Source organism: Nitratireductor alexandrii, from assembly GCF_004000215.1.
GTDB lineage: Bacteria > Pseudomonadota > Alphaproteobacteria > Rhizobiales > Rhizobiaceae > Mangrovimarina > Mangrovimarina alexandrii.
Window position 1 is genome coordinate 38,481 of the sequence record NZ_RBVY01000006.1, and the last position, 19,453, is coordinate 57,933.

General features: G+C 66.3%; 17 protein-coding genes. 4 read left to right on the forward strand and 13 right to left on the reverse strand.

The genetic code is table 11. The features are described from left to right. Positions 1 to 6 precede the first annotated feature (6 nt). From EP380_RS14720 to EP380_RS14730, 3 genes are all read right to left on the reverse strand, one after another. Positions 7 to 1,230 carry an amino acid ABC transporter substrate-binding protein gene (locus tag EP380_RS14720; protein WP_106571868.1) on the reverse strand — a complete coding sequence of 408 codons (1,224 nt, stop codon included), beginning with the start codon at positions 1,228 to 1,230 and terminating at the stop codon, positions 7 to 9. A gap of 29 nt (positions 1,231 to 1,259) precedes the next feature. Continuing rightward, complete coding sequence (locus EP380_RS14725; RefSeq protein ID WP_238719877.1) at positions 1,260 to 2,018, reverse strand: ABC transporter ATP-binding protein; 759 nt, start codon at positions 2,016 to 2,018, stop codon at positions 1,260 to 1,262. 136 nt (positions 2,019 to 2,154) lie between these two features. Continuing rightward, positions 2,155 to 2,964, reverse strand: a complete 810-nt coding sequence (locus EP380_RS14730; protein ID WP_275069007.1) for an IclR family transcriptional regulator — start codon at positions 2,962 to 2,964, stop codon at positions 2,155 to 2,157. Between the two features lie 134 nt (positions 2,965 to 3,098). Between EP380_RS14730 and EP380_RS14735 the strand changes: the two genes are divergently transcribed. Beyond that, positions 3,099 to 4,262 carry a M20/M25/M40 family metallo-hydrolase gene (locus EP380_RS14735; RefSeq protein WP_106572083.1) on the forward strand — a complete coding sequence of 388 codons (1,164 nt, stop codon included), beginning with the start codon at positions 3,099 to 3,101 and terminating at the stop codon, positions 4,260 to 4,262. Between the two features lie 40 nt (positions 4,263 to 4,302). On the opposite strand, the gene EP380_RS14740 is transcribed toward EP380_RS14735, so the two are convergent. From EP380_RS14740 to EP380_RS14780, 9 genes are all read right to left on the reverse strand, one after another. Further along, positions 4,303 to 5,823 carry a CehA/McbA family metallohydrolase domain-containing protein gene (locus EP380_RS14740; protein ID WP_127599147.1) on the reverse strand — a complete coding sequence of 507 codons (1,521 nt, stop codon included), beginning with the start codon at positions 5,821 to 5,823 and terminating at the stop codon, positions 4,303 to 4,305. 46 nt (positions 5,824 to 5,869) lie between these two features. After that, a complete protein-coding gene (locus tag EP380_RS14745) occupies positions 5,870 to 6,850 on the reverse strand; it encodes a glucokinase (protein WP_127599148.1) in 981 nt (326 codons plus the stop codon). Then, positions 6,847 to 7,845 carry an SIS domain-containing protein gene (locus EP380_RS14750; RefSeq protein ID WP_127599301.1) on the reverse strand — a complete coding sequence of 333 codons (999 nt, stop codon included), beginning with the start codon at positions 7,843 to 7,845 and terminating at the stop codon, positions 6,847 to 6,849. Before EP380_RS14750 ends, EP380_RS14745 begins: the two co-directional genes overlap by 4 nt. A 5-nt stretch (positions 7,846 to 7,850) precedes the next feature. Further along, entirely contained in the window at positions 7,851 to 8,903 is a 1,053-nt protein-coding gene (locus tag EP380_RS14755; protein WP_127599149.1) for a Gfo/Idh/MocA family protein, read from the reverse strand. Beyond that, the gene (locus EP380_RS14760; RefSeq protein WP_127599150.1) at positions 8,900 to 9,964 is read right to left on the reverse strand and encodes a Gfo/Idh/MocA family protein; all 1,065 of its coding nucleotides are present in this window, start codon (positions 9,962 to 9,964) and stop codon (positions 8,900 to 8,902) included. Before EP380_RS14760 ends, EP380_RS14755 begins: the two co-directional genes overlap by 4 nt. A 79-nt stretch (positions 9,965 to 10,043) precedes the next feature. Next, on the reverse strand, positions 10,044 to 11,078 hold the full coding sequence (locus EP380_RS14765) for an ABC transporter substrate-binding protein (protein WP_164749867.1): 1,035 nt from the start codon (positions 11,076 to 11,078) through the stop codon (positions 10,044 to 10,046). Positions 11,079 to 11,118: 40 nt separating this feature from the next. After that, on the reverse strand, positions 11,119 to 11,892 hold the full coding sequence (locus EP380_RS14770) for an ABC transporter permease (RefSeq protein ID WP_127599152.1): 774 nt from the start codon (positions 11,890 to 11,892) through the stop codon (positions 11,119 to 11,121). Further along, entirely contained in the window at positions 11,889 to 12,683 is a 795-nt protein-coding gene (locus tag EP380_RS14775; protein ID WP_164749868.1) for an ABC transporter permease, read from the reverse strand. Before EP380_RS14775 ends, EP380_RS14770 begins: the two co-directional genes overlap by 4 nt. Continuing rightward, positions 12,680 to 13,360, reverse strand: a complete 681-nt coding sequence (locus tag EP380_RS14780; protein ID WP_158264374.1) for an ABC transporter ATP-binding protein — start codon at positions 13,358 to 13,360, stop codon at positions 12,680 to 12,682. The genes EP380_RS14775 and EP380_RS14780 overlap by 4 nt, the downstream gene beginning before the upstream one ends. Before the next feature lie 373 nt (positions 13,361 to 13,733). Between EP380_RS14780 and EP380_RS14785 the strand changes: the two genes are divergently transcribed. After that, the gene (locus tag EP380_RS14785) at positions 13,734 to 14,849 is read left to right on the forward strand and encodes a substrate-binding domain-containing protein (protein ID WP_164749869.1); all 1,116 of its coding nucleotides are present in this window, start codon (positions 13,734 to 13,736) and stop codon (positions 14,847 to 14,849) included. 71 nt (positions 14,850 to 14,920) lie between these two features. Here the strand turns inward: EP380_RS14785 and EP380_RS14790 are convergent, their stop codons facing one another. Further along, positions 14,921 to 15,400, reverse strand: a complete 480-nt coding sequence (locus EP380_RS14790; RefSeq protein ID WP_238719879.1) for a MarR family winged helix-turn-helix transcriptional regulator — start codon at positions 15,398 to 15,400, stop codon at positions 14,921 to 14,923. Positions 15,401 to 15,515: 115 nt separating this feature from the next. On the opposite strand from EP380_RS14790, the gene EP380_RS14795 reads away from it, so the two are divergent. Both EP380_RS14795 and EP380_RS14800 read left to right on the forward strand, forming a co-directional pair. Then, complete coding sequence (locus EP380_RS14795; protein ID WP_127599155.1) at positions 15,516 to 17,588, forward strand: hydantoinase/oxoprolinase family protein; 2,073 nt, start codon at positions 15,516 to 15,518, stop codon at positions 17,586 to 17,588. Positions 17,589 to 17,602: 14 nt separating this feature from the next. Further along, positions 17,603 to 19,363, forward strand: coding sequence for a hydantoinase B/oxoprolinase family protein (locus EP380_RS14800; RefSeq protein ID WP_127599156.1), 1,761 nt, complete (start codon positions 17,603 to 17,605; stop codon positions 19,361 to 19,363). The last annotated feature ends 90 nt before the right edge of the window (positions 19,364 to 19,453 follow it).

A 19,453-nucleotide genomic window follows, 5' to 3' on the forward strand; every position in this document is an offset into this window, starting at 1 on the left:
GCGCGGTCAGGCGCGCTCCTGCCATGTCGGGGCGGGATAGACGGGCTTGGCCGAGGCGCCGTCCGGCGGCGCCACCACCTCCATCTCGCCATTCTGGCGCTGGATCAAAAGCGGGCCGAGCAGGTCGGGATCGCCGTCGCCGTCCTGCGTAAAGCGCACGCGCCCGTAGAAGCACTCGAAATCGAGCGCATCCAGCCCATCGCGCACGGCATCGAGATCGAGCGAACCGGCCTGCTTGGCCGCCTCGACATAGGCCACGATACAGGCCGCGCCGCTGGCCATGTGATAGGTCAGATCCCGGTCGAAATTGGCACGGAAATATTTGGCGAAATCGGCCGCCGACCCGAAATAGCTGCCCGAATAGGGCGCGCGCTCGGACCAGTAGGCCTGGGTGACGACACCGTTTGCGTAATTGCCCAGCGCGTCGCGGAACGCCGCCGTCTGCGGGCCGAGCGTCTGGTAGAGCATCGGCACGTTGGTCTCGGTGGAGACCATCTGGCGGGCGATCAGGATCGAAGTCTGGTCATGGGTGGTGCAGACCAGAATGTCCGGCGCGCTCTCGCGGATCGTGGTGAGCACGTTCGACACGTCGCTGACGCCGGCTGGCAAGGCGATATAGTCGACCACCTCGATGCCGGCCTGCTCGATGGTCTGGCGCGCGCCCTTGGCCTGGAATTCCGAGAAGGCATCGTTGGTGTAGATGATCGACACCGTCTTCACCGCCGGGTCGAGGCTGGTGAACATGTTGACCGACGATACGAATTGCTGCGAGGCGCGCGGGAAGATGCCGAACACGCGCTTGCGGCCCTGGGTGAAGATCAGGTCGGACCCGCCGCCGGCCTGCACCATGATGCGGCCGGCCGCTTCGGTGATGGAACAGGTGGGCAGCACGATGTTGGAGCCGAACGAGCCCAGGAAGAAGCTGATGCCTTCATCGACCTGGCGCTGAATCAGCGTGGTGGCGCGCGCCGGATCGGACGCGTCGTCGAAAATGTTGAGATCGAGCTGATAGCTCTGCCCGCCGATCTCGGCGCCACCCATTTCCTCGTTGATGTATTTGACCGCGCACTGGTAGCCCTGGAGCACGTTCTGGCCGGTTTCCGCGGCGGCGCCCGTCATCGGCACCGATCCGCCGAAGGTGATGGTGTTGTCCTGGCCGAAAGCCAGTTTCGGCATCGCGCCGGCAGCGAGCGCGGCGGTCGTCGCTTGCAGGAAGGTGCGTCTTCTCATCTTTCGTCTCCCATTTTGAAATCCGGCATTCAGACCAGCCCGAGATAGGCTTCCTTTACCTTCGGGTCGTTGAGCAGGCGGCGGCCTTCGCCCTCCTGGACGACGCGGCCCTTTTCCAGCACGTAGGCGTAGTCGGCGATGGCAAGCGTGTGGTGCACGTTCTGCTCGACGAGCAGCACGCTGATGCCTTCCGCGTTGAGCTTGCGCACCAGCTCGAAAATCTGCCCGACGAGAATCGGGCTCAGACCCAGGGACGGCTCGTCCAGGATCAAGAGGCGCGGCATGGTCATCAGGCCGCGGCCGATCGCCAGCATCTGCTGCTCGCCGCCCGACAGCGAGCCGGCAAATTGGGTCTGGCGCTCCTTGAGGCGCGGAAAAAGCTCGAAGACCCGCTCCAGCGATTGCGAGCATTTTTCCCGGGCGCGGCGCACGTGGCCGCTCAGGATCAGGTTTTCGCGAACCGTCAGATGCTGGAACACGAGACGACCTTCCGGCACCAGCGCGACACCGAGTTCGACGACCTTGTGCGCCGGCAGTCCGCCGATCTCCCGGCCGTCGAGCATGATCGAGCCGGACCTGCTCCTCAGGGCGCCGGCGATCATCTTGACGCTGGTGGACTTGCCCGCACCGTTGCCGCCGATCAGCGCCGCGATCTTGCCGCGGCGAAGTTCCAGCGAACAGTTCGAGACCGCGCTGACGCCGGCATAGTCGTAGGCCAGGCCCGACACGCGCAGCAGCGCCTCGCCTGCCGAATCCATCCCATTCTGCCCGCCGGGTGTGGCCGTCATGCGACTTCCCTTTTTGCGTATTGCTAAGCGATACGGTCGAACTGTATTTGACAATTTACGGACCTGCCGTCCGATTTGTCAAGCGAGCGGGCGTTCGAGCGGGAATATGGCGTCGCGGCGGAGGCGGGCGACCGACTCAGGAAGGGCGCAGTCCGGCCGCCGCCGCGGTGACCAGCGGGCCGGCGCGCGCGACGAATTCATCCGGCTGCCACTCGGCCAGGGAAGCGGCCACATGAATCGCGCCCACGGGATGGCCGGCTTCGTCGAGCACGGCCGCCGCCACGGCGATTTCGCCGACCAGAACCTCTTCGATCGCCAGCGAATAGCCGGTTTCGCGCACCTGGACGATCCGCTCCATGATCTGGTCGATCTCCACGGTGGTGCGCGGCGTCAACTTGCGCCTCTGCGAGCGCTGGAGGATGTCGAGAACGTCTTCCTCCGGAAGGTGGCTAAGGACGGCACGCCCCCCCGACGTGCAGTAGGTCGGCACGCGCCGCCCGATCAGATGGGCGTAGAATGTGTCGCGCTTGCTTTGCATGCGCACGACGTAAAGCATCGTCAGATCGTCGAAGAGGCTGAGATCGACGCGTTCCTTGATGGTCCTGCGCAGGTCGGCCAGAATGGGGATGGCCCGATTGATGAGCGGATTGGACCTCAAATAATCGAACGAGCGGTCCAGGATGCGCCGGCTCGGCGCGACGCCGGCAGCCGTCTTTTCCAGATAACCGATCGAGACCAGCGTATGCACCAGGCGCTGGGCCGCGCTTTTGTCGAGCCCGCTTGCCGCCGCGATTTCAGCAAGCGACATCGCCGTCGGCCGGTCGGCGAAGGCCTCGAGCACGCGGAACCCTCGCGCCAGCGCCTCCACGAACAATCGGTCGGGCTTTGGGGCGGCGCCGTCCGGTGGCGTCGATCCTCTCGGGGGGCGTGGTCTTGCTGCTGCCACAACGTCCTCTCTGTGCGGGTGTTCGGGCGATTTGCGGATGTAGCGTGATCCTGTTTCGGGATGGTTTGACCGCCGCGAAAATCTCGATTTATGATAGCGTCGATTTAAACACATTGCAGAGCGATACGCAAACGATGCATGCTAATGATTTCGCTGGTCTCGATGTCACGAAACTCGGGTTCGACAGCGGCCGGATGGCGGCCGGCCTGCGCGCCTGGGTCGAGACGGAAAGCCCGACCTACGAGCGCGACGCCGTGAACCGGATGATGGACCTCGCCGCCCACGATCTGGCGCTCCTGGGCGCGGTCGTCCAGCGCATTCCGGGAACGCGCGGCTTCGGCGACTGCGTCAAGGCCAGCTTTCCGCATTCCCGGGCCGGACAGCCCGGCATCCTGGTCTTGGGACACTTGGACACCGTTCATCCTCTCGGCACGATCGAGCATTTCGCCTGGCGCGAGCAGGACGGGCGCTGCTACGGACCCGGCGTGCTCGACATGAAGGCGGGCAACTATCTGGCGCTCGAGGCAATCGGCCAATTGATGCGCATCGGCCACCAGACGCCGCTGCCCGTCACCGTGTTGTTCACCAGCGACGAGGAGGTGGGCAGCCCGAGCACCCGCGCGCTGATCGAAGCCGAGGCGGCCAGGCACCGCTACGTGCTGGTGCCCGAACCGGCGCGCCGCAACGGCGGCGTCGTGACCGGCCGCTACGCGATCGCCCGCTTCGATATCGAGACGCGCGGCCGGCCGAGCCATGCGGGACTGCGGCTCGGCGAAGGTGTATCGGCGATCCGCGAGATGGCGCACCAGATCATCGCCGTGGAAGCGATGACAGATGCCGAAACCGGCTACAGCGTCGGTGTCGTCCAGGGCGGCCGCTGGTCGAACTGCGTGTCGACGACCTGCAAGGCCAAGGCGCTGGTATCGGCCACCACCGACGAGAAACTGGCCGAAGCAATCGCCCGGATGGAGAGCCTGAAGCCGGTCGGCGGGGACGCCCAGGTGATCGTCAGACGCGACGTCGTAAGGCCTGTATGGACCGCAAGCCCGGCCTCATGGTCGCTTTACGAACATGCGGCGCGTCTGGCGCAGGCAATCGGCCTGGAGATTCCGCATCAGGATTCGGGCGGCGGTTCGGACGGCAATTTCACCGGCGCGATGGCCATCGCCACCCTCGACGGGCTCGGCGCGCGCGGAGACGGCCCTCACACGCTGGAAGAATATATCGTGACGGAAAGCCTGGCCGAAAGGGCGCGCCTGGTCGCCGCCCTTCTGGCAACGCTGGACGGCTCGGTCTGAAACCTGAAACGGCACAGGTTACGGCCGCAGGCGAACGGCGTTATCGGCAAAAAACCGGGCTCGTCCAGGCCGATTGGCCGTTGGCCTGGCGCATACGCGCCATCACCCATTCCCCGCGCCGCAGCGCGCCGAGCCGCACCGTGCCCGTCCATTGCCATTGCTGTGGCCTGGGCAGTGGGTGAAACCGGAACGCGGGCGAATCGATCGGGCCGATATTGCCCGACACGGCCCCTTTCAAAAGACGATCGACATCGACCGACACATGCTCGCCGGACAGTTCGGCGACGATCCGCGCGCCCGGCCGCAACCGCACCCGCGCCGCGATCGCCTGCGTGGTGGCGGTGAAATTGTTCGGATTGGCATGGGCGCGCAGCGAAAAGGCAACCGCGCTACCGTCGTGAACAATCCGGCTTTCGTGCGGCACCGGTGCGCGCGCCTCAAGCGGCGAAACGATCTCGGGACCGCGCAGGCGCGGTTCGACGGCCAGGATCTCGCCGTTTTCGAGCTTGAGAACGCCGTCCCAGTCGTGATGGCTGCCGCGGGCGCCCCAGCCCAGTTCGAGCACGAGCAGTGTCTCCAGCGCGTCCGGGTCGCTCGTCACGGCCGATGGACGCAGCGCCGGCGTGATCCGCTCGAAGAGCGCGCCGTTCCTGACGATGTCGATCTGGTCGATGAAGCTGCCGCCGACCGCCTCGATCGCCATGTCCGCCTGGCTTGCCGGCGCCACGACGTCGCCCTGGATCGCGCCGCCGATCGACAAGAACAAATGCGCGTTGTCGCCGGTCAGCGCGTTGGTGCGGCGCGAAAACAGGCTTTGCCACAGCGCCTCGGGACTGTTTTCGGCCACGTAGACGGCCGAGCGTCCATGGCCATACGAGCCCGGAAAGCCGCTATGGTGGTCGGTATTGCCGAGCACGCCGAACAGATGGCCGTCATTGAGGCCGGCATGGACCGTGTTGACGCCGTCGCACGGTCCCATCGAATGCAGGAACGGCCGGTCGGTCAGCGATGTCTCCGCGCAACCGTGCATGGAGATCATTTCTAACACAGGCGACAGATCCTGCTCGAAGCTCGACCAGTTGATGCCCCGCGCACCGGTCCGGTAGCCGATATGGTGCGGAAAGGCGAAGGCGCGCGTGCCGTATCGGCCGCGCAGTCGCTCCAGCAGCGTATGCGGATCGTCGGCCTTGAGAATCTCGCGCTGGTCGAGATCGCGCAGCACGATCGTGTAGTCGCCATGCGCGCAAGAATGGATCTCGTAGCCTGGAAACACGGTGAAGCGGCCGGGATCGTGGAACGCGGCCAGCGTGTCGAAATGGGCCGGCCAGGTCCGCTCGAGCCGCGAAAACCCCTTGACGTGGAAATCGACGATATGAGCGACGCGCGGGTCGTCGACCGGCATGTCGGGCCAGTAGGCGTGGCCGGTGATGGAGACGAAGTCGAGCTGTCTGCGGGCGTTCTCCAGCGCCGCCTCGAGCTCGCCGTGCCCGTAGGACAGATTGCAGTGATTGTGCAGATCGCCATAAAGCGGGCGCAGGCCGGCGGCAGCGGCGAGCGGCATCAGACGTTCTGGGAGCGGTTGTGTCGGCAAGACGATCCTCCGCCGGTCAGGTCGGTCCGGCGGCGCGACCGCCGCAGACCGTGTTGCAGGGAAGGTCGGGCCAGGCGAGACAGCCGACGAGGGCGGCGCTTTGGTCCATCACCAGGTCGAGCGTGAACCCCCGCATCAACTCGCGCATCCGCCCCTTGGCCAGGAAGGCACGCGCGAACGGGCTGTCGGGGCCCTGGATGAATGGCGCCAGCGCGCCTGTCACGCCACCTGTCAAATAGATGCCGCCGCGCGGCAGGAAGGTGAGCGCCAGATCGCCGGCCGTCCGCCCGAGCATGCCGGCGAGCGTGCCGCAGGCGAGAACCGCGTCGGCGTCGCGACCGGCCGCGCCTTCGGCCGTCACCGCCGCCGCATCGCCGAGCGCCGCCGCCCGGCCGGAGCGGTCGCATGCCACCCGGTAGAGCGCGACGAGTCCGGAGCCCGACAACACACGATCGAGCGAGCAGCGGCCGAAGCGGCCGGCGAAATGGTCGCGCAACGCCGTCTCAAGTCCCGGCTCGGGCGCAAAACCGGTGTGGCCGATCTCGGCGGCGAGCACATGGCCGCCCTCGATCAGCGCGCTGGCATTGAAGCCGGTGCCGGCGCCGAGCACCAGCTTGACGCCCCGCCCCGCCGCGCCCGGCAGGACCGGCCTTGTGACCAACGCCTCGGCCCGCGACAAGGCCGCTCCGAGCGCGACGAAATCGTTGATCAGCACGACGTCGCCAGTGCCGGCGATTTCGGCGATTTCGGCACGCGCGATCGTCCAGTTGCGATTGGTCAGACAGATCGTGTCACCATCGATCGGGGCGGCCAGCGCCACGACGGCGCGCTCGACCCGACCCACCCGGACCTGGCCGAAATAGTGTTTCAGCGCCGTGCCGAAATCGGAAAATCGCTCGTTGGGAAACTGTACGACCGTTTCGGGGTCGAGGCGCCCGTCGACACCGAGCCCGAAGCGCACATTCGTCCCGCCGAGATCGCAGGCCAGCGCCCTCATGTCGTCACCGTCACCTTGGCGAGCCGGGCCGGCCGGTCGGGATCGCGCCCCAGCAGCAGCGACAATTGCTCGGCGAACCGGTAAAAACTCACCACTTGGCAGATCGGGTCGAGCAGCACGTGACCGGCTTCGACCGTCGGCAGCGTCTCGCGCGGTCCGGCGACGAACACGGCGGCACCGGCCTGGTGCAAGGCGCGCGTCGCCTCGCCGATGCCGGCGGCGGACCGGTCGCGGGCCGCAAACACCAGCGCGGTAAGATCGTCTCCCGCCAGCTCGATCGGCCCGTGGCGCAACTCGGCCGCACTATAGGCCTCGGCATGCAGCCGGCAGGTTTCCTTGAGCTTGAGCGCGGCCTCGCAGGCGACCGCGAAGCCTGGCCCCCGCGCCACGATGTAAAGACTGCCGCCGGCCGCAAACGGCGCCATCGCCGCCGTCCAGTCCGTTGCCGCGGCCTCGGCAAGCCTGGCCGGCAGACCGCGGATGGCGGCGGCGAGATCGACATCGTCGAGCCAGCCGGCGACGAGCGCGGCCAGCGCGACCAGCGAGGACACGAAGGTTTTTGTGGCCGCAACCGCGCGTTCCTCGCCCGCATGCAGCGCCAGGCAGATTTCCGCCTGTCGGGCCAGCGTCGACCGTGCCGTGTTGGTGAGAGCGAGCGTCGGCGCCCCGCCAGCGCGCGCGGCGCGCTGCAAGGCGACAATGTCAGCGCTGGCGCCCGATTGCGAAATGCTGACGAGCGGCACATTGGCCATTTTCAACGGCGTCTCGTAGATCGAGGCGACCGAGGGGCCCATCGAACCGACCGGAATGCCGATCCTCGTCTCGACCAGATATTTGAAATAGGTCGCCGCGTGATCGGAACTGCCGCGCGCGCAGGTGACGACACAGGCTGGCGCGCGCCGGCCGAGCATGCGGCCGGCCTCCAGATAGTGGTCCATCGCCAGGGCGAGCTGGCGCTCGACCACGTCGGGCACGGCGCTGATTTCGCGCGCCATCCAGGTCACGGCCCGACCTCGGGATAGTCGATCGGCACCATCCGCTCTTGCCGGGCCGCCTCGTAGGCCGCCTCGATCATCGCCGAGGCGTAAAGACCGTCGCGCGCGCCCGTCGGCATCGCGGTGCCGGCGGCAAGCGCATCGATGAAGGCCCAGGCGACATGCTCGTGGAACACGCCGGTCTTGAAATGCGGCACGATGTCGGAGACCTGCCAGCCGCGCGCGGTTCCGTCACGGCGGAAGACCTGCAAAAACGCCTCTTCGCGCGTCGGCCGCGAGGCGATGTCGACGCCGCTGACCAGCACGGTGCCACCGGTGCCGTAAATCTCGATCGAATGGTCGGCGGCGGCGAAACACCAGCTCGTCGAGACTTCCGCCAGCAGGCCCGATCGATAGGAGAACGTCGCCAGCGCCGTGTCCTCGACCGGCAGGCCCAGCGTGTGCGCCGACAGCGCCGCGAACGCCCGTTCCGGCTCGCCGAACAACAACCGCAGCAGGTCGGCCGCGTGCACCCCCTCGTCGAGCAGGGTCCCGCCGCCGGATTTCTGCGGGTCGACGAACCAGGCCTTGCAGAAATCGTCGCTCAGCCCGTGGCTGTGACCGTGCCGTATGCGGCACAGCGTGACCGTGCCGAGATCGCCGGAGGCCACGATCTGGCGTACGGCCTCGCTTATCGGGTCGAACCGCTTCGGGAAACCCTGCATGAACGGCACCGGCGAAGCGGCGAGCATGCGGCAAATCTCGAGCCCCTCGCGCACGTTCACCGAAAGCGGCTTTTCGCACAGGATCGGCTTGCCGACGTCGAGGGCCGCGGCGATCAGCTCCTTGTGCTCGACCGTGGTCGAACAGATGGCGACCGCATCGCAGGCCTGCAGCAGGGCCTGCCGATCGTCGAACGCGGTCAGGGCGTAGGCGTTGGCGAATTTCCCGGCCAGCGCGGGGTCGCTGTCCCAGATACCGGCGATGGCGGCGTCCTTTCGGGCCAGGATCGCCTTGGTCCAGAAATTGGCATGATAGTGCTGAACGCCCAGAAGGGCGATGCGGATCGGATGTGTCATCGGTCCTCGTGCTCCTCGGGCGTTGGGTCGGCAACCGCGACCCGTCGCCCTTCGCCGGCGGCGCGATAGATCGCCTCGGCGACAAGAATCGAGGCCAGGCCGGCGGACGCGCTGTCGTCGGGGCGCGCCTGCCCGCGCACGATGTCGAGCCAGTGCCGGTGATGGGCAGCTCCCAGCGTCTCATCGGCAAGCGGCGGGTTCACCCAGCCGTCCTGCCCGGTTATCTCGGGCGCGTAGATCGCCGCCGGCCCGCGTTCGCTGCGAAGCCAGACCGTGCCCTTGTCGGCGTGGAGTTCGAGGCGAAACCGGTCGCAGCCGGCGATCTCGGTATAGCTCATCTCGTGGCTGACCAGCGCGCCGCCGGCGAGCGTGTAGCTTGCCACGACATTGTCCTCCAGCGCGGTGGTCACCACGCGCCCGTCGGCCAGCCGGCGACGCGGACGGGCCGTAGCCAGGCCGGCGGTCACCTCGGCGATCGGACCAAACAGATGGCCGCACAGATCGATGCCGTGCACGCCGAGCTGCATGACGACGCCGCCGGATACGTTGTCGGGCGAATAGAACCAGTCCGCCCAGTCGGCGCCGGGCGTGGCGTTGCGGATGCGCACGGAATGGATCCGGCCGAGCGTACCGTCCTGGAGCAGGCGCTTGAGCCAGCGCACTTCCGGGAAATAACGATGCATGAAGCTGACGGTCAGTGGCGCGCCGGAGGCCTCCGACGCGGCGATGATCTCGGCGCATTGCGCCGCATCGAGCGCCATCGGCTTCTGCAACAGCACGGCCTTGCTCCGCGACAGCGCGGCGATGGCGTGGTCGCGATGCAGCCCGTCCGGTGTCGCCACGACGACGCCGTCGATGGCAGGGTCGGCAAGCACCGCGTCGAGGTCGGTCGCAGCGCCCTCGATGCCGAACTCGGCCGCGCGCGCCCGGGTTCGCGCCGGATCGCGGCCGACCAGGCAGGCGATCGTCACATCGCCGGCCGCCGTCAGGCCGCGGACGTGATAATCGCTGATGAAACCCGCGCCGAGAATCGCGATGCGGGGTTTGGCCGGGCTGACCATGTCGATCGGTCTCCAGATAGTGGTTGGAACGATGCCGCCTGGCGGCGCCCCGGCGAAACCGGGGCGCCTGGGAGGAGCGTCAGGGCTTCCATTGGCCCTCGACGGACACGAGCGCGCTGTCGGCGGCCGCCAGCGGCTCGGAATAGGTGAAGCTCAGCGCGTCACGCCGATCCTTGATCCTGTTGGTGGCTTCCAGGAAATCGGTGATCGCCGCCATGTCCTCGACATAGGTCTCGTCGATCGAGGCGTCGAACGTATAGTTCGACAACAGCGCCTGGTTCATCTCCAGCGGCTGCTCCTGGAAGTCGGAAAAGATCGTCAGCACCTCGTCGCGGTTGGCCGGGTCGCTCACATATTTCTGCGTGCGCACCAGGACCTCGACCAGCGCCTTGGCCGCATTGGGATTGTCGCGCACCCAGTCCTGCGAGGCGACCCACACGGAGCGGTTGTTGGAAACCTGAACTTTTTCGCCGTCATTTTGGGCGAAGCCGCTCACCGTGCCGGTGTGCACGACCTCGGTGTCGAGCTCGGTCAGCGCGCGATACGGCCACGGCTCCCAGAACACGATGCCCTGGATCTCGTTGTTGGCGAGGCTGGCCATCGCCTCCGGCGGAGCCAGGTTGACCGCCTGGATCTTGTTGAAGTCGAGGCCGTAATGCTCGGCGACATTGCCCAACAGCGCGCCCGAGGTCGAACTGACCAGCAGGCCGAGCTTGACGTTGTAGAGATCCTCCGGCTTTTCGACATTGGCGTCCTTGCGCACGACGATCTTTTCCAGACCGTGGCTGACCGCATTGCTACCCAGGATGACGACCGGCACGCCATTATGGGCCATGGCGATCGGCGGCAGATTGCCCGGCGTCCAGAGCTGGATTTCGCCGGCCAGCAGCGCCTCGCCGGCGAGATTGCCCGACTGGAACTTCTTGAACTCGACATTGGTGAAGCCGGCCTCGGCCAGCCAGCCCTTTTCCTTGGCCACGACATGGACCAGGAACGGCAGGTCGACGCCGATGCTGATCGACAGCGTATCGGTCTCCACGTCCGCCGCCGCGGCATTGGCCGCAAAGGTCGCCACAAGCGCGGCCAGCGCCGCGCCCTTCAATCGTTTCATCATGACTAGTCTCCTTCCCTGTTGATTGTGTCTCGCACGGTTCCTACACGCCGCTGCCGTGCCAGCGGCCGATCCATCGCTGGATCGCGCTGCCGATGGCGGCATCGGTGAGCAGATTGAGAAAACCGATCAAAAGAATGCCGACGATGATGACGCTGACCGATCCGCCGGTGTTGCGCTCGTTCATGATCATGTAGCCGAGCCCGCGATCGGCAGCGATCAGCTCGGCGGCGACCAGCACGCCGAAGCTCAACCCCCAACCGATGCGAATGCCGGTCGCAAGATCCGGCGAGGCCGCCGGCAGGACGATGCGGGCAAGCAGCGACCAGCCGCCCACGCCGAACGTGCGCGCCGCGCGCACCAGGATCGGGTCGACATTGGTGACGCCGTGATAGGTGGCGGTGACGACGGGAAAGAACGCGCCCAGGAAGATGATGAAGAATTTTGACGGCTCGCCCAGACCGAACCAGATGATCGCCAGCGGGATCCAGGCCAAAGGCGGAATCGGACGCAGCAATTCGATCAACGGTCGGGCGATCAGGCCAAACCAGCGATACCAGCCGGCGAGAACGCCGATCACGACGCCGGCGGCAACACCGAGCGCGAAACCGGAAAACACCCGAAACAGGCTCCAGGCCATGTGTTCGCCGACGGTATCGGCCGACAGCCGGCCGGCGGCCTCGGCTATCGCGGTGACCGGTCCGGGAAAGACGCGCGGGTCGATCGCGCCGAGCCGCGACGCCGCTTCCCAAACCGCAACCACGATCAGCGTGCCGATCAGCGGCAGGGCGATATTGGTCAGGCGCTCCCGGTTCATGCGCGCGCCCCCTCCCCCGTCGCGCCCCAGGGCAAAAGAACGCGCTCCAGCGCGGCCAGTCCCGTCGAGATCACGAAGCCAAGCACGCCGATCACAAGCATGCCGATAATGGTGATCTCGCTGCGGTAGAAGGTGCGCGCCTCCATGATCAACGCGCCGAGCCCCTCGATCGTGCCGATCATCTCGGCGCCGACAATGACCATGAAACCGACGCCGAGCGCCATGCGCGCGCCGGCGAACATGCGCGGCAGCGCTGCCGGCAGCACGACCTCGCGATAGAGCGCGACGCCCTTGAGGCCGAAGGAGCGACCGGCCCGGATCAGCACCGGATCGACATAGACGACGGCGGCGATCACGTTGGACAGCATCACCCAGAAGCAGCCATAGGCGATCAGGATCACCTTGGTCAGCTCGCCGGCCCCGAACCAGACGATGACCAGCGGCAGCAGGCTGAGCGTGGCGATCGACCGGCAAAACACGATCACCGGCTCCAGCATCTTGTTGACGAGCGGAAAGGCGCCGATCACCAGCCCGACGGGTATCGCGAGCGCAAGCGCGGCCAGATAACCTTGCAGGATGCGCGTGACGGTCGTCAGGACATGCGACCAGATGGTGATGCCGGTCGGAAAGCCGGTCGTCGCGATCTCGACGAAACCTTCGGCGATCCTGCTGGCCGGCGGAAACTGGTAGGCCTTCAGATAGCCGGTCTTAACGCCGAGCTCCCACAACGCGATCGCTCCGACAATAACGGCGGCCGACACGGCGTATTGGAGGACGAGGCGGCCCCTCATGACGACAGGCCCTTCCAGATTTCCTCGTGCAGGGCGATGAAGCGCGGGTCGGTGCGCAGACGCGGACGCGGCAGATCGATCGCCAGATCGCGCTCGATGCGGCCGGGATGCGGCGCGAGCAGGATGACGCGGTCCGACAGCGCCAGCGCCTCGTTGATCGAGTGCGTGACGAAGACAACGGTCTTCTTGCGCGCCTCCCATATGCGCAGCAGCTCCTGCTGCAACTCGATGCGGGTCAGCTCGTCCAGGGCGCCGAACGGCTCGTCCATCAGCAGGATTTCGGGGTCCAGAGCCAGCGCCCGGGCGATCGCCACACGCTGCTGCATGCCGCCAGACATCTCGCGCGGGTATTTGTCGGCGGCCGCCGACAGCCCCACCAATTGCAGCAATTCGCGGGCCCGCTCCTGCTTGTCCGATTTGGACAAGGACGCGTCGCGGAAGCCGAAGACCACGTTCCTGAGTGCCGTCATCCACGGAAATAGCGCATGCTGCTGGAAAACGACGCCCTGGCCCTGCCCCGGTCCGCGCACCGCGCGACCGTGGATTTCCACCGTGCCGGAGGTCGGGCGCTCCAGCCCGGCAATGATGTTGAGCAAGGTGGTCTTGCCGCAACCGCTGCGACCGACCAGCGAAACGAATTCGTTCTCGCGCACCGTCAGATCGATCGTTCGCAGCACGGTCGGGCCGTGCCCGGGAGCGCCGAAGGATTTGGTGACGTTCGAGATCCGGATGGCGCTCCCCGCAGACGGTTCCGCTTCGACCCGAGTCGCCGCGCCCGATCCAACCTGAGAATGCCCTTCCCGTCCGACAGTCACATCTTCCTCCCCAGACCACCCAGCCTGCCACCGTCAAATGCAATCACAGATACAATATGATTGTAAAGGTCCAGATACAATTTTTGTATTTTTTGTATCTTGCGCGAAATAAAATATTGATATTAATGAATTTTTTTCAAAGCTCGCCACATAGAATCACTTGTTTTCTGGGCCGATAGGTTGGCTTGCAAGATTGTATTCGGCAATGTATCTATCGAACGAAAGGAGACGACCGTTGCGGGCAGGTTCCTCGGACATGATCGCGCAATCGCTCATCGAGCTGATCGATGCAGCCGACGATGGCGCACGCCTGCCGACCGTACGCGAACTGATGGCCCGGCACGGCGTCGGCCAGGCGACCGTGCAGGAGGCCTTCGCGCGATTGCGCGCCTTGGGGCTGATCAGTTCGCAGGTTGGCCGCGGCTCGTTTGTCGTCAAGCCGCACGGCCGCGCCGCGTCCCGCCCCGCCGTTGCCGCGCCGGCCCGGCGGGTTGGGCTTCGCAGCCTCCTGATCCTCGCCAATTCCAGCATGAACGAGCGTTGCTCGCTGGTACAGAACCGGATCGTCGAGGTCGTCGGCGCCGATGGCGGCAAGGTCGTGCAGATGTCCTACCACGACACCGATCATCTGCTCGACATCCTCAAATCGATCCCGACCTTCGACGCGGTGATCCTGCAGTCCCATTACGAGGTGATACCGGTTCGGCTGCTGGCCATGCTGCAGAGCAAGACGCGCGCGCTGGTGGTCGACGGCCACACGGTTTCGGGCGTCGACATCGACCGCATGGGCATCGACTGGGAAGAGGCGCTCGACCACGCGCTCGACCATCTGACCGGTCTCGGTCACCGGCGCATTACGCTGGTCTCGCTCGACAGCTCTGCGCAGCCGATCCTGGGCGGGCGGCGCTATTTCGCCCGCATGAGCCGCTGGCGGGGCCAGGAGATCGACGGCCGGCTGGTCGTCCTGGAAGGCATGAAGCATCCGACCCAGGGCGTCGCCTCGGCACTCGAAAAAGCGCTTGCGCGGCTACGCGCTGACGAGACGCAATCCATGCCGACAGCCCTGATCTTCATCGGCTTTTCCGACTGCATGGGAATTCGCGAGGTCATGCGCGATATGCGCATCGACATCCCCGGCGAGCTCAGCATCGTCATTCTGGGGCACCCCGACGTAGCGACGGAACATCTGGGCCTGTTCACGATGGTCGGGGGAACACACGAGGATGGCGCCGAGGCCCTGATCGAGATCATGAAGGCCCGGATCGAGGACCCGGGGCAGCCGCCGCAGATTGTCTATCTCGATTGCAGGATGCACGTCAGGGACAGCACCGGCCCGGCCCGCACGGACTGAAGGTCCGGCTCCCTGCAAGCCCCGCATTTTTTCATCTCCGCCGGCCGGCGCGGCCCGCGCGCGCAAAAACGTCAGGACCGCATCACCGCCGAACGCAACAGGTCGGGCCCGGTCGCGATCTTCTGCGCCAATTCGAAGAACACGGCTCTCTCCTCGCTCGACAGCGGCCCGAGCAGCTCCTCCTGGCGCTGGCGCGAAACCTCGATCAGGTCGGCAAGCACCGCCGTGCCGGCCTCCGTCGTAAACAGGCGTTTCTCGCGGCCGTCCGAAGCGGACGGTTTCTGCACGATGAAGCCCCGCGTCTCGAGCAGGGAGACCGCGCGGCTGATCGTGTTTTGCGGGCGCGGGAAGAGGTGGCGGATCTCCTTGGCGCGGATGCCGGGAAATTTGTCGATCGCGTAGAGCGCCGACCAGGCCTGCACGGGCATATGGAACCTGCGCTCGATATAGCGGGTGGTCACCGCATTGTTGCCCAGCACGATGTAGCTGATCACCATCAGCTCGCGCAGATTCCCGGCAAAAATGGTCTCAAGCAGTTTGTCCGCGCTCACGTCCGATCAACCTCCGTTGCCGTGGATCGGTCCTAGCTCCTAAACCCATTTGGATTCAACTTGCCATTTCAATCCAAATGGATCAATGTTGCCTCCAGGACTTGTGGAGGCAGGAATGATTGCACTGGGCGTCGACGTCGGCGGAACGTTTACCGATCTGATCCTGGCGGATCTGGCGAAGGGAGACGTCACCATCCACAAGACGCCTTCCACGCCCAGCGATCCGGCCCAAGGGGTGATCAACGGCGTCAGGGGTATTTGCGAACTCACCGGTACCGAACCGGGCCGGATCGACGCCATCTTCCACGGCACCACGGTCGGCACCAACGCCATGCTCGTCCACGACGGCGCCGTGACCGGCATGATCACCAATGAGGGTTTTCGCGACATTCTCCATATCGGCCGCCACCAGCGTCCCCAGCATTATTCGATCATGCAGGATCTGCCCTGGCAGAGCCGACCCCTGATCCGCCGCCGCTTCCGCAAGACGGTGGCCGGGCGGCTGGACGCCAAGGGCAAAGAACTCGTTCCGCTCGACGAGGAGGCCGTCGCCGAGGCCGCCCGCGACCTGGGCGAGGCCGGCGTCGAGGCGATCCTGGTCGGGTTCCTGTTCTCCTACGTCAATCCCGCGCACGAACGGCGCGCCGCCGAGATCGTGCGCGCCGCCCTGCCCGACGTGTTCGTGACCACCTCGGCCGAGGTCTCGCCGCAATTTCGCGAGTTCGAGCGCTTCACCACCGCGGCGATGTCCGCCTTCATCGGACCGAAAGTGCGGCGCTACGTCAGCAGGCTCTCCGACGAACTGCGCGAGATCGGCGTCCACGGCGAATTGCGGGTCATGACCTCGAGCGGCGGACTGGCGACACCTGAAATGATCGCCGAACGCCCAGCGACCACCCTGCTGTCCGGCCTGGTCGCCGGCGTGCGCGGCGGTGCCTGGGTCGGCTCGCATGCCGGCACCGACCGGCTGGTGACGCTCGATATCGGCGGCACCAGCGCCGATATCGGCATCATCCGCGACGGGCGGCTGGCCGAAGCGGACGCGCGCAGCGCCAAGATCGCCGATTTCCCGGTGATGCTGCCGATGATCGACATCCACACGGTCGGCGCCGGCGGCGGCTCGATCGCCCATATCGACCGCGGCAAGGCATTCCGCGTCGGACCGCAGAGCGCGGGCGCAGATCCCGGCCCGGCCGCCTACGGACGCGGCGGCACCGTTCCCACCGTCACCGACGCCAACCTGGTGCTCGGCCGGCTGGTCGCCGACAATTTCCTCGGCGGGCGCATGGCGCTCGACGCCGAGGCCGCAGCGCGCGTCATCGGCGAGCTCGCCGAAAAACTTGGCCGCACGCCCGAGGAGACGGCGGAAGGTGCCCTCACCGTGCTGAACAGCAACATGGCCAACGCCATTCGTTCGCGCACCGTCCAGAAGGGCATCGACCCGCGCGACTTCACGCTGTGCGGCTTCGGCGGTGCCGGACCGCTGCACGCGGCCGAGGTGGCGACCATGCTCGACATGAAAAACGTGCTGATCCCGCCGCATCCGGGCATCACCTCCGCGGTCGGCCTGCTGACCGCCGATCTCGAATATCACGCGCTCAGAACCGCGTTCGCGGTCAAGGGCGCGCTCGACATCGCCCGGCTGCAGGCGCTCTACGACGACATGGAGCGCGAACTCGGCGCGATCTTCGCACGCGACCGGGTGCCGTCCGACAAGATCAAGATGCTGCGCCAGGCCGATCTGCGTTATGTCGGCCAGGGATACGAACTGAAGATCGACGTGCCGGACGGCCCGCTTTCCGACGCCGCGCTCGACCAGGTCTGGCAGGCGTTCCACGACCGCCACCGCGAGGAATACGGCCACGCCTTCGAGGCGAGCCCGATCGAGATCGTGACGGTGAAGCTGCGCGGCCTGGGCACGGTGGACAAGCTCGCCGAACCGCCGGCCTACGCGGTGTCGTCGGAGCCGAAGCAGGTCGGCGCCGGACGGTGCGTGTTCCGCGTCGACGACGCGCTGGAAACCCACGACACGCCGCATATCGAACGGAACTCGCTGCCGGTCGAGCGCAAGTTCGCCGGCCCGGCGATCCTGCTTCAGACAGACACCACGACCGTGGTACCGCCCGGCTGGACCTATTGGGCCGACCGGCACGGCAATGTGCGCATGACGCGCGACAACCAGGCTTGAAGGGGGACAGAAAGATGCAAACACGCGTTGATCCCTTCCTCGCAGCGGTCATCCACGGGGCGCTGGAAAACATCGCCATCGAAATGGGTCACAAGCTCATGCGCATGAGCTATTCGAGCATCATCCGCGAAAGCGAGGATTTCGGCGCCGCGCTGACCGACGCGACCGGCCGCCAGCTTTGCGAATGCACGATGAGCACGCCGCTCCAGTCCGGCCCGATTCCCGGCTACATCGCCGGCATTCTGCGCGAACTGGAACATCGCGGCGACCGGGTGAAACCCGGCGACGTGTTCATGCACAACGACCCCTATGGCGGCGCCTCGCACGGCCCCGACGTCGGTTTCGTCGTTCCGATCTTCCACAACCAGGAGCTCGCCGGCTTTTCCGTGACGACCGCGCACCATCTCGACATCGGCGCGCTGACGCCGGGAAGCTGCGGCATCGTCGACGCGGTCGACACCTACGCCGAAGGGCTCCAGTTCAAGGCGGTGCGCGTCTACGAGGACGGCCGCAAGGTCGAGCCGGTCTGGCAGATCCTGCGTAGCAATATCCGCATCGCCGACCTCGTCGTGGGCGACATGGAGGCCCAGGTCGCCGCCGCGCGGATCGGTGCGGAGCGCTACTCCGCGCTTCTCGACCAATACGGTCTCGACACCGTCACCGGCGCCTACGAGGACCTGCTCGATTATTCCGAAAACCTGATGCGCGACGCCATCGCGCACATTCCCGACGGACGCTACAACGCCCGCACCTTCATCGACGGCTATGTCGACAGTCCCGACCCCGCGCTGAAAGACCTGCCGATCGAGGTGACGCTGACGATCTCCGGCTCCGACATCCATGTCGACCTGACCGGAACCGCACCGCAGACCCCGAACAAGCCGATCAACATGCCGCTGGTCGGCACGGTCGACTGTGCCGTGTGGCTGACGCTGCGCTCGATCCTGCTCGACAGCGACGTCTACGGGGCGATCCCGCAAAACAGCGGCCTGACCCGGCCGATCACGATCCACGCGCCGGAAGGCTGCCTCGCCAACCCGACCTTCCCGGCCCCGGTCATCGCGCGCTTCTGCCCCGGCAACGCCGTCGCCGACACGGTGATGAAGGCGATCGCGCCGGCCGTTCCAAAACAGGTCAGCGCCGGGATCGGCAATCTGCGGGTGATGGCGTTCAGCGGTGTCACCAACAACGCGCCCTGGGTCCATATGGAGATCATGGAGGGCGCCTATGGCGGCCGTTACGGCAAGGACGGCATGGACGCCGTCGACACGCTCTACGCCAACACGCGCAACAATCCCATCGAGGACATCGAATCGCATCTGCCCCTGCGTGTGCTGAACTACGAACTGCGCGAGAACGTCGCCGGACCGGGCGCCTCGCGCGGCGGCATCGGCTCGATCCGGTCGTTCGAACTGCTCGAGGACGGCGCGGTCTCGATCGAAGGCGACGGCCAGCGCTTCGATCCCTGGGGGTTTCTGGGCGGCGCCGACGGATCGCCGGCCAAGGTCGAGTTGGTTCAGGCGCGCGGCGCCACTGTCGAGCTGCCCTCGAAACTACCCTATCGGCAGCTTTCGAAGGGCGATCGCATCACCGCCTACGGCCCGTGCGGCGGCGGCTACGGCGACCCGCTGGAACGCGAACCGCAGGCTGTTCTCGACGACGTGCTCGACGGCCTGATCGATGCCACCTCGGCGCGCGCCGACTACGGCGTCGTCGTGGACGGACAAGGCGTGGACGAGGCTGCGACGCGGGCGCTGCGCGCCGGCCGCGCCTAGGCGCGGAGCGGACCCGGGCCTACCAGCTGCCAGGACCGTCAGGCCCGCAAAAGGAGACGACCCGCGATGCGGCTCGCATGAGCCCGTCTC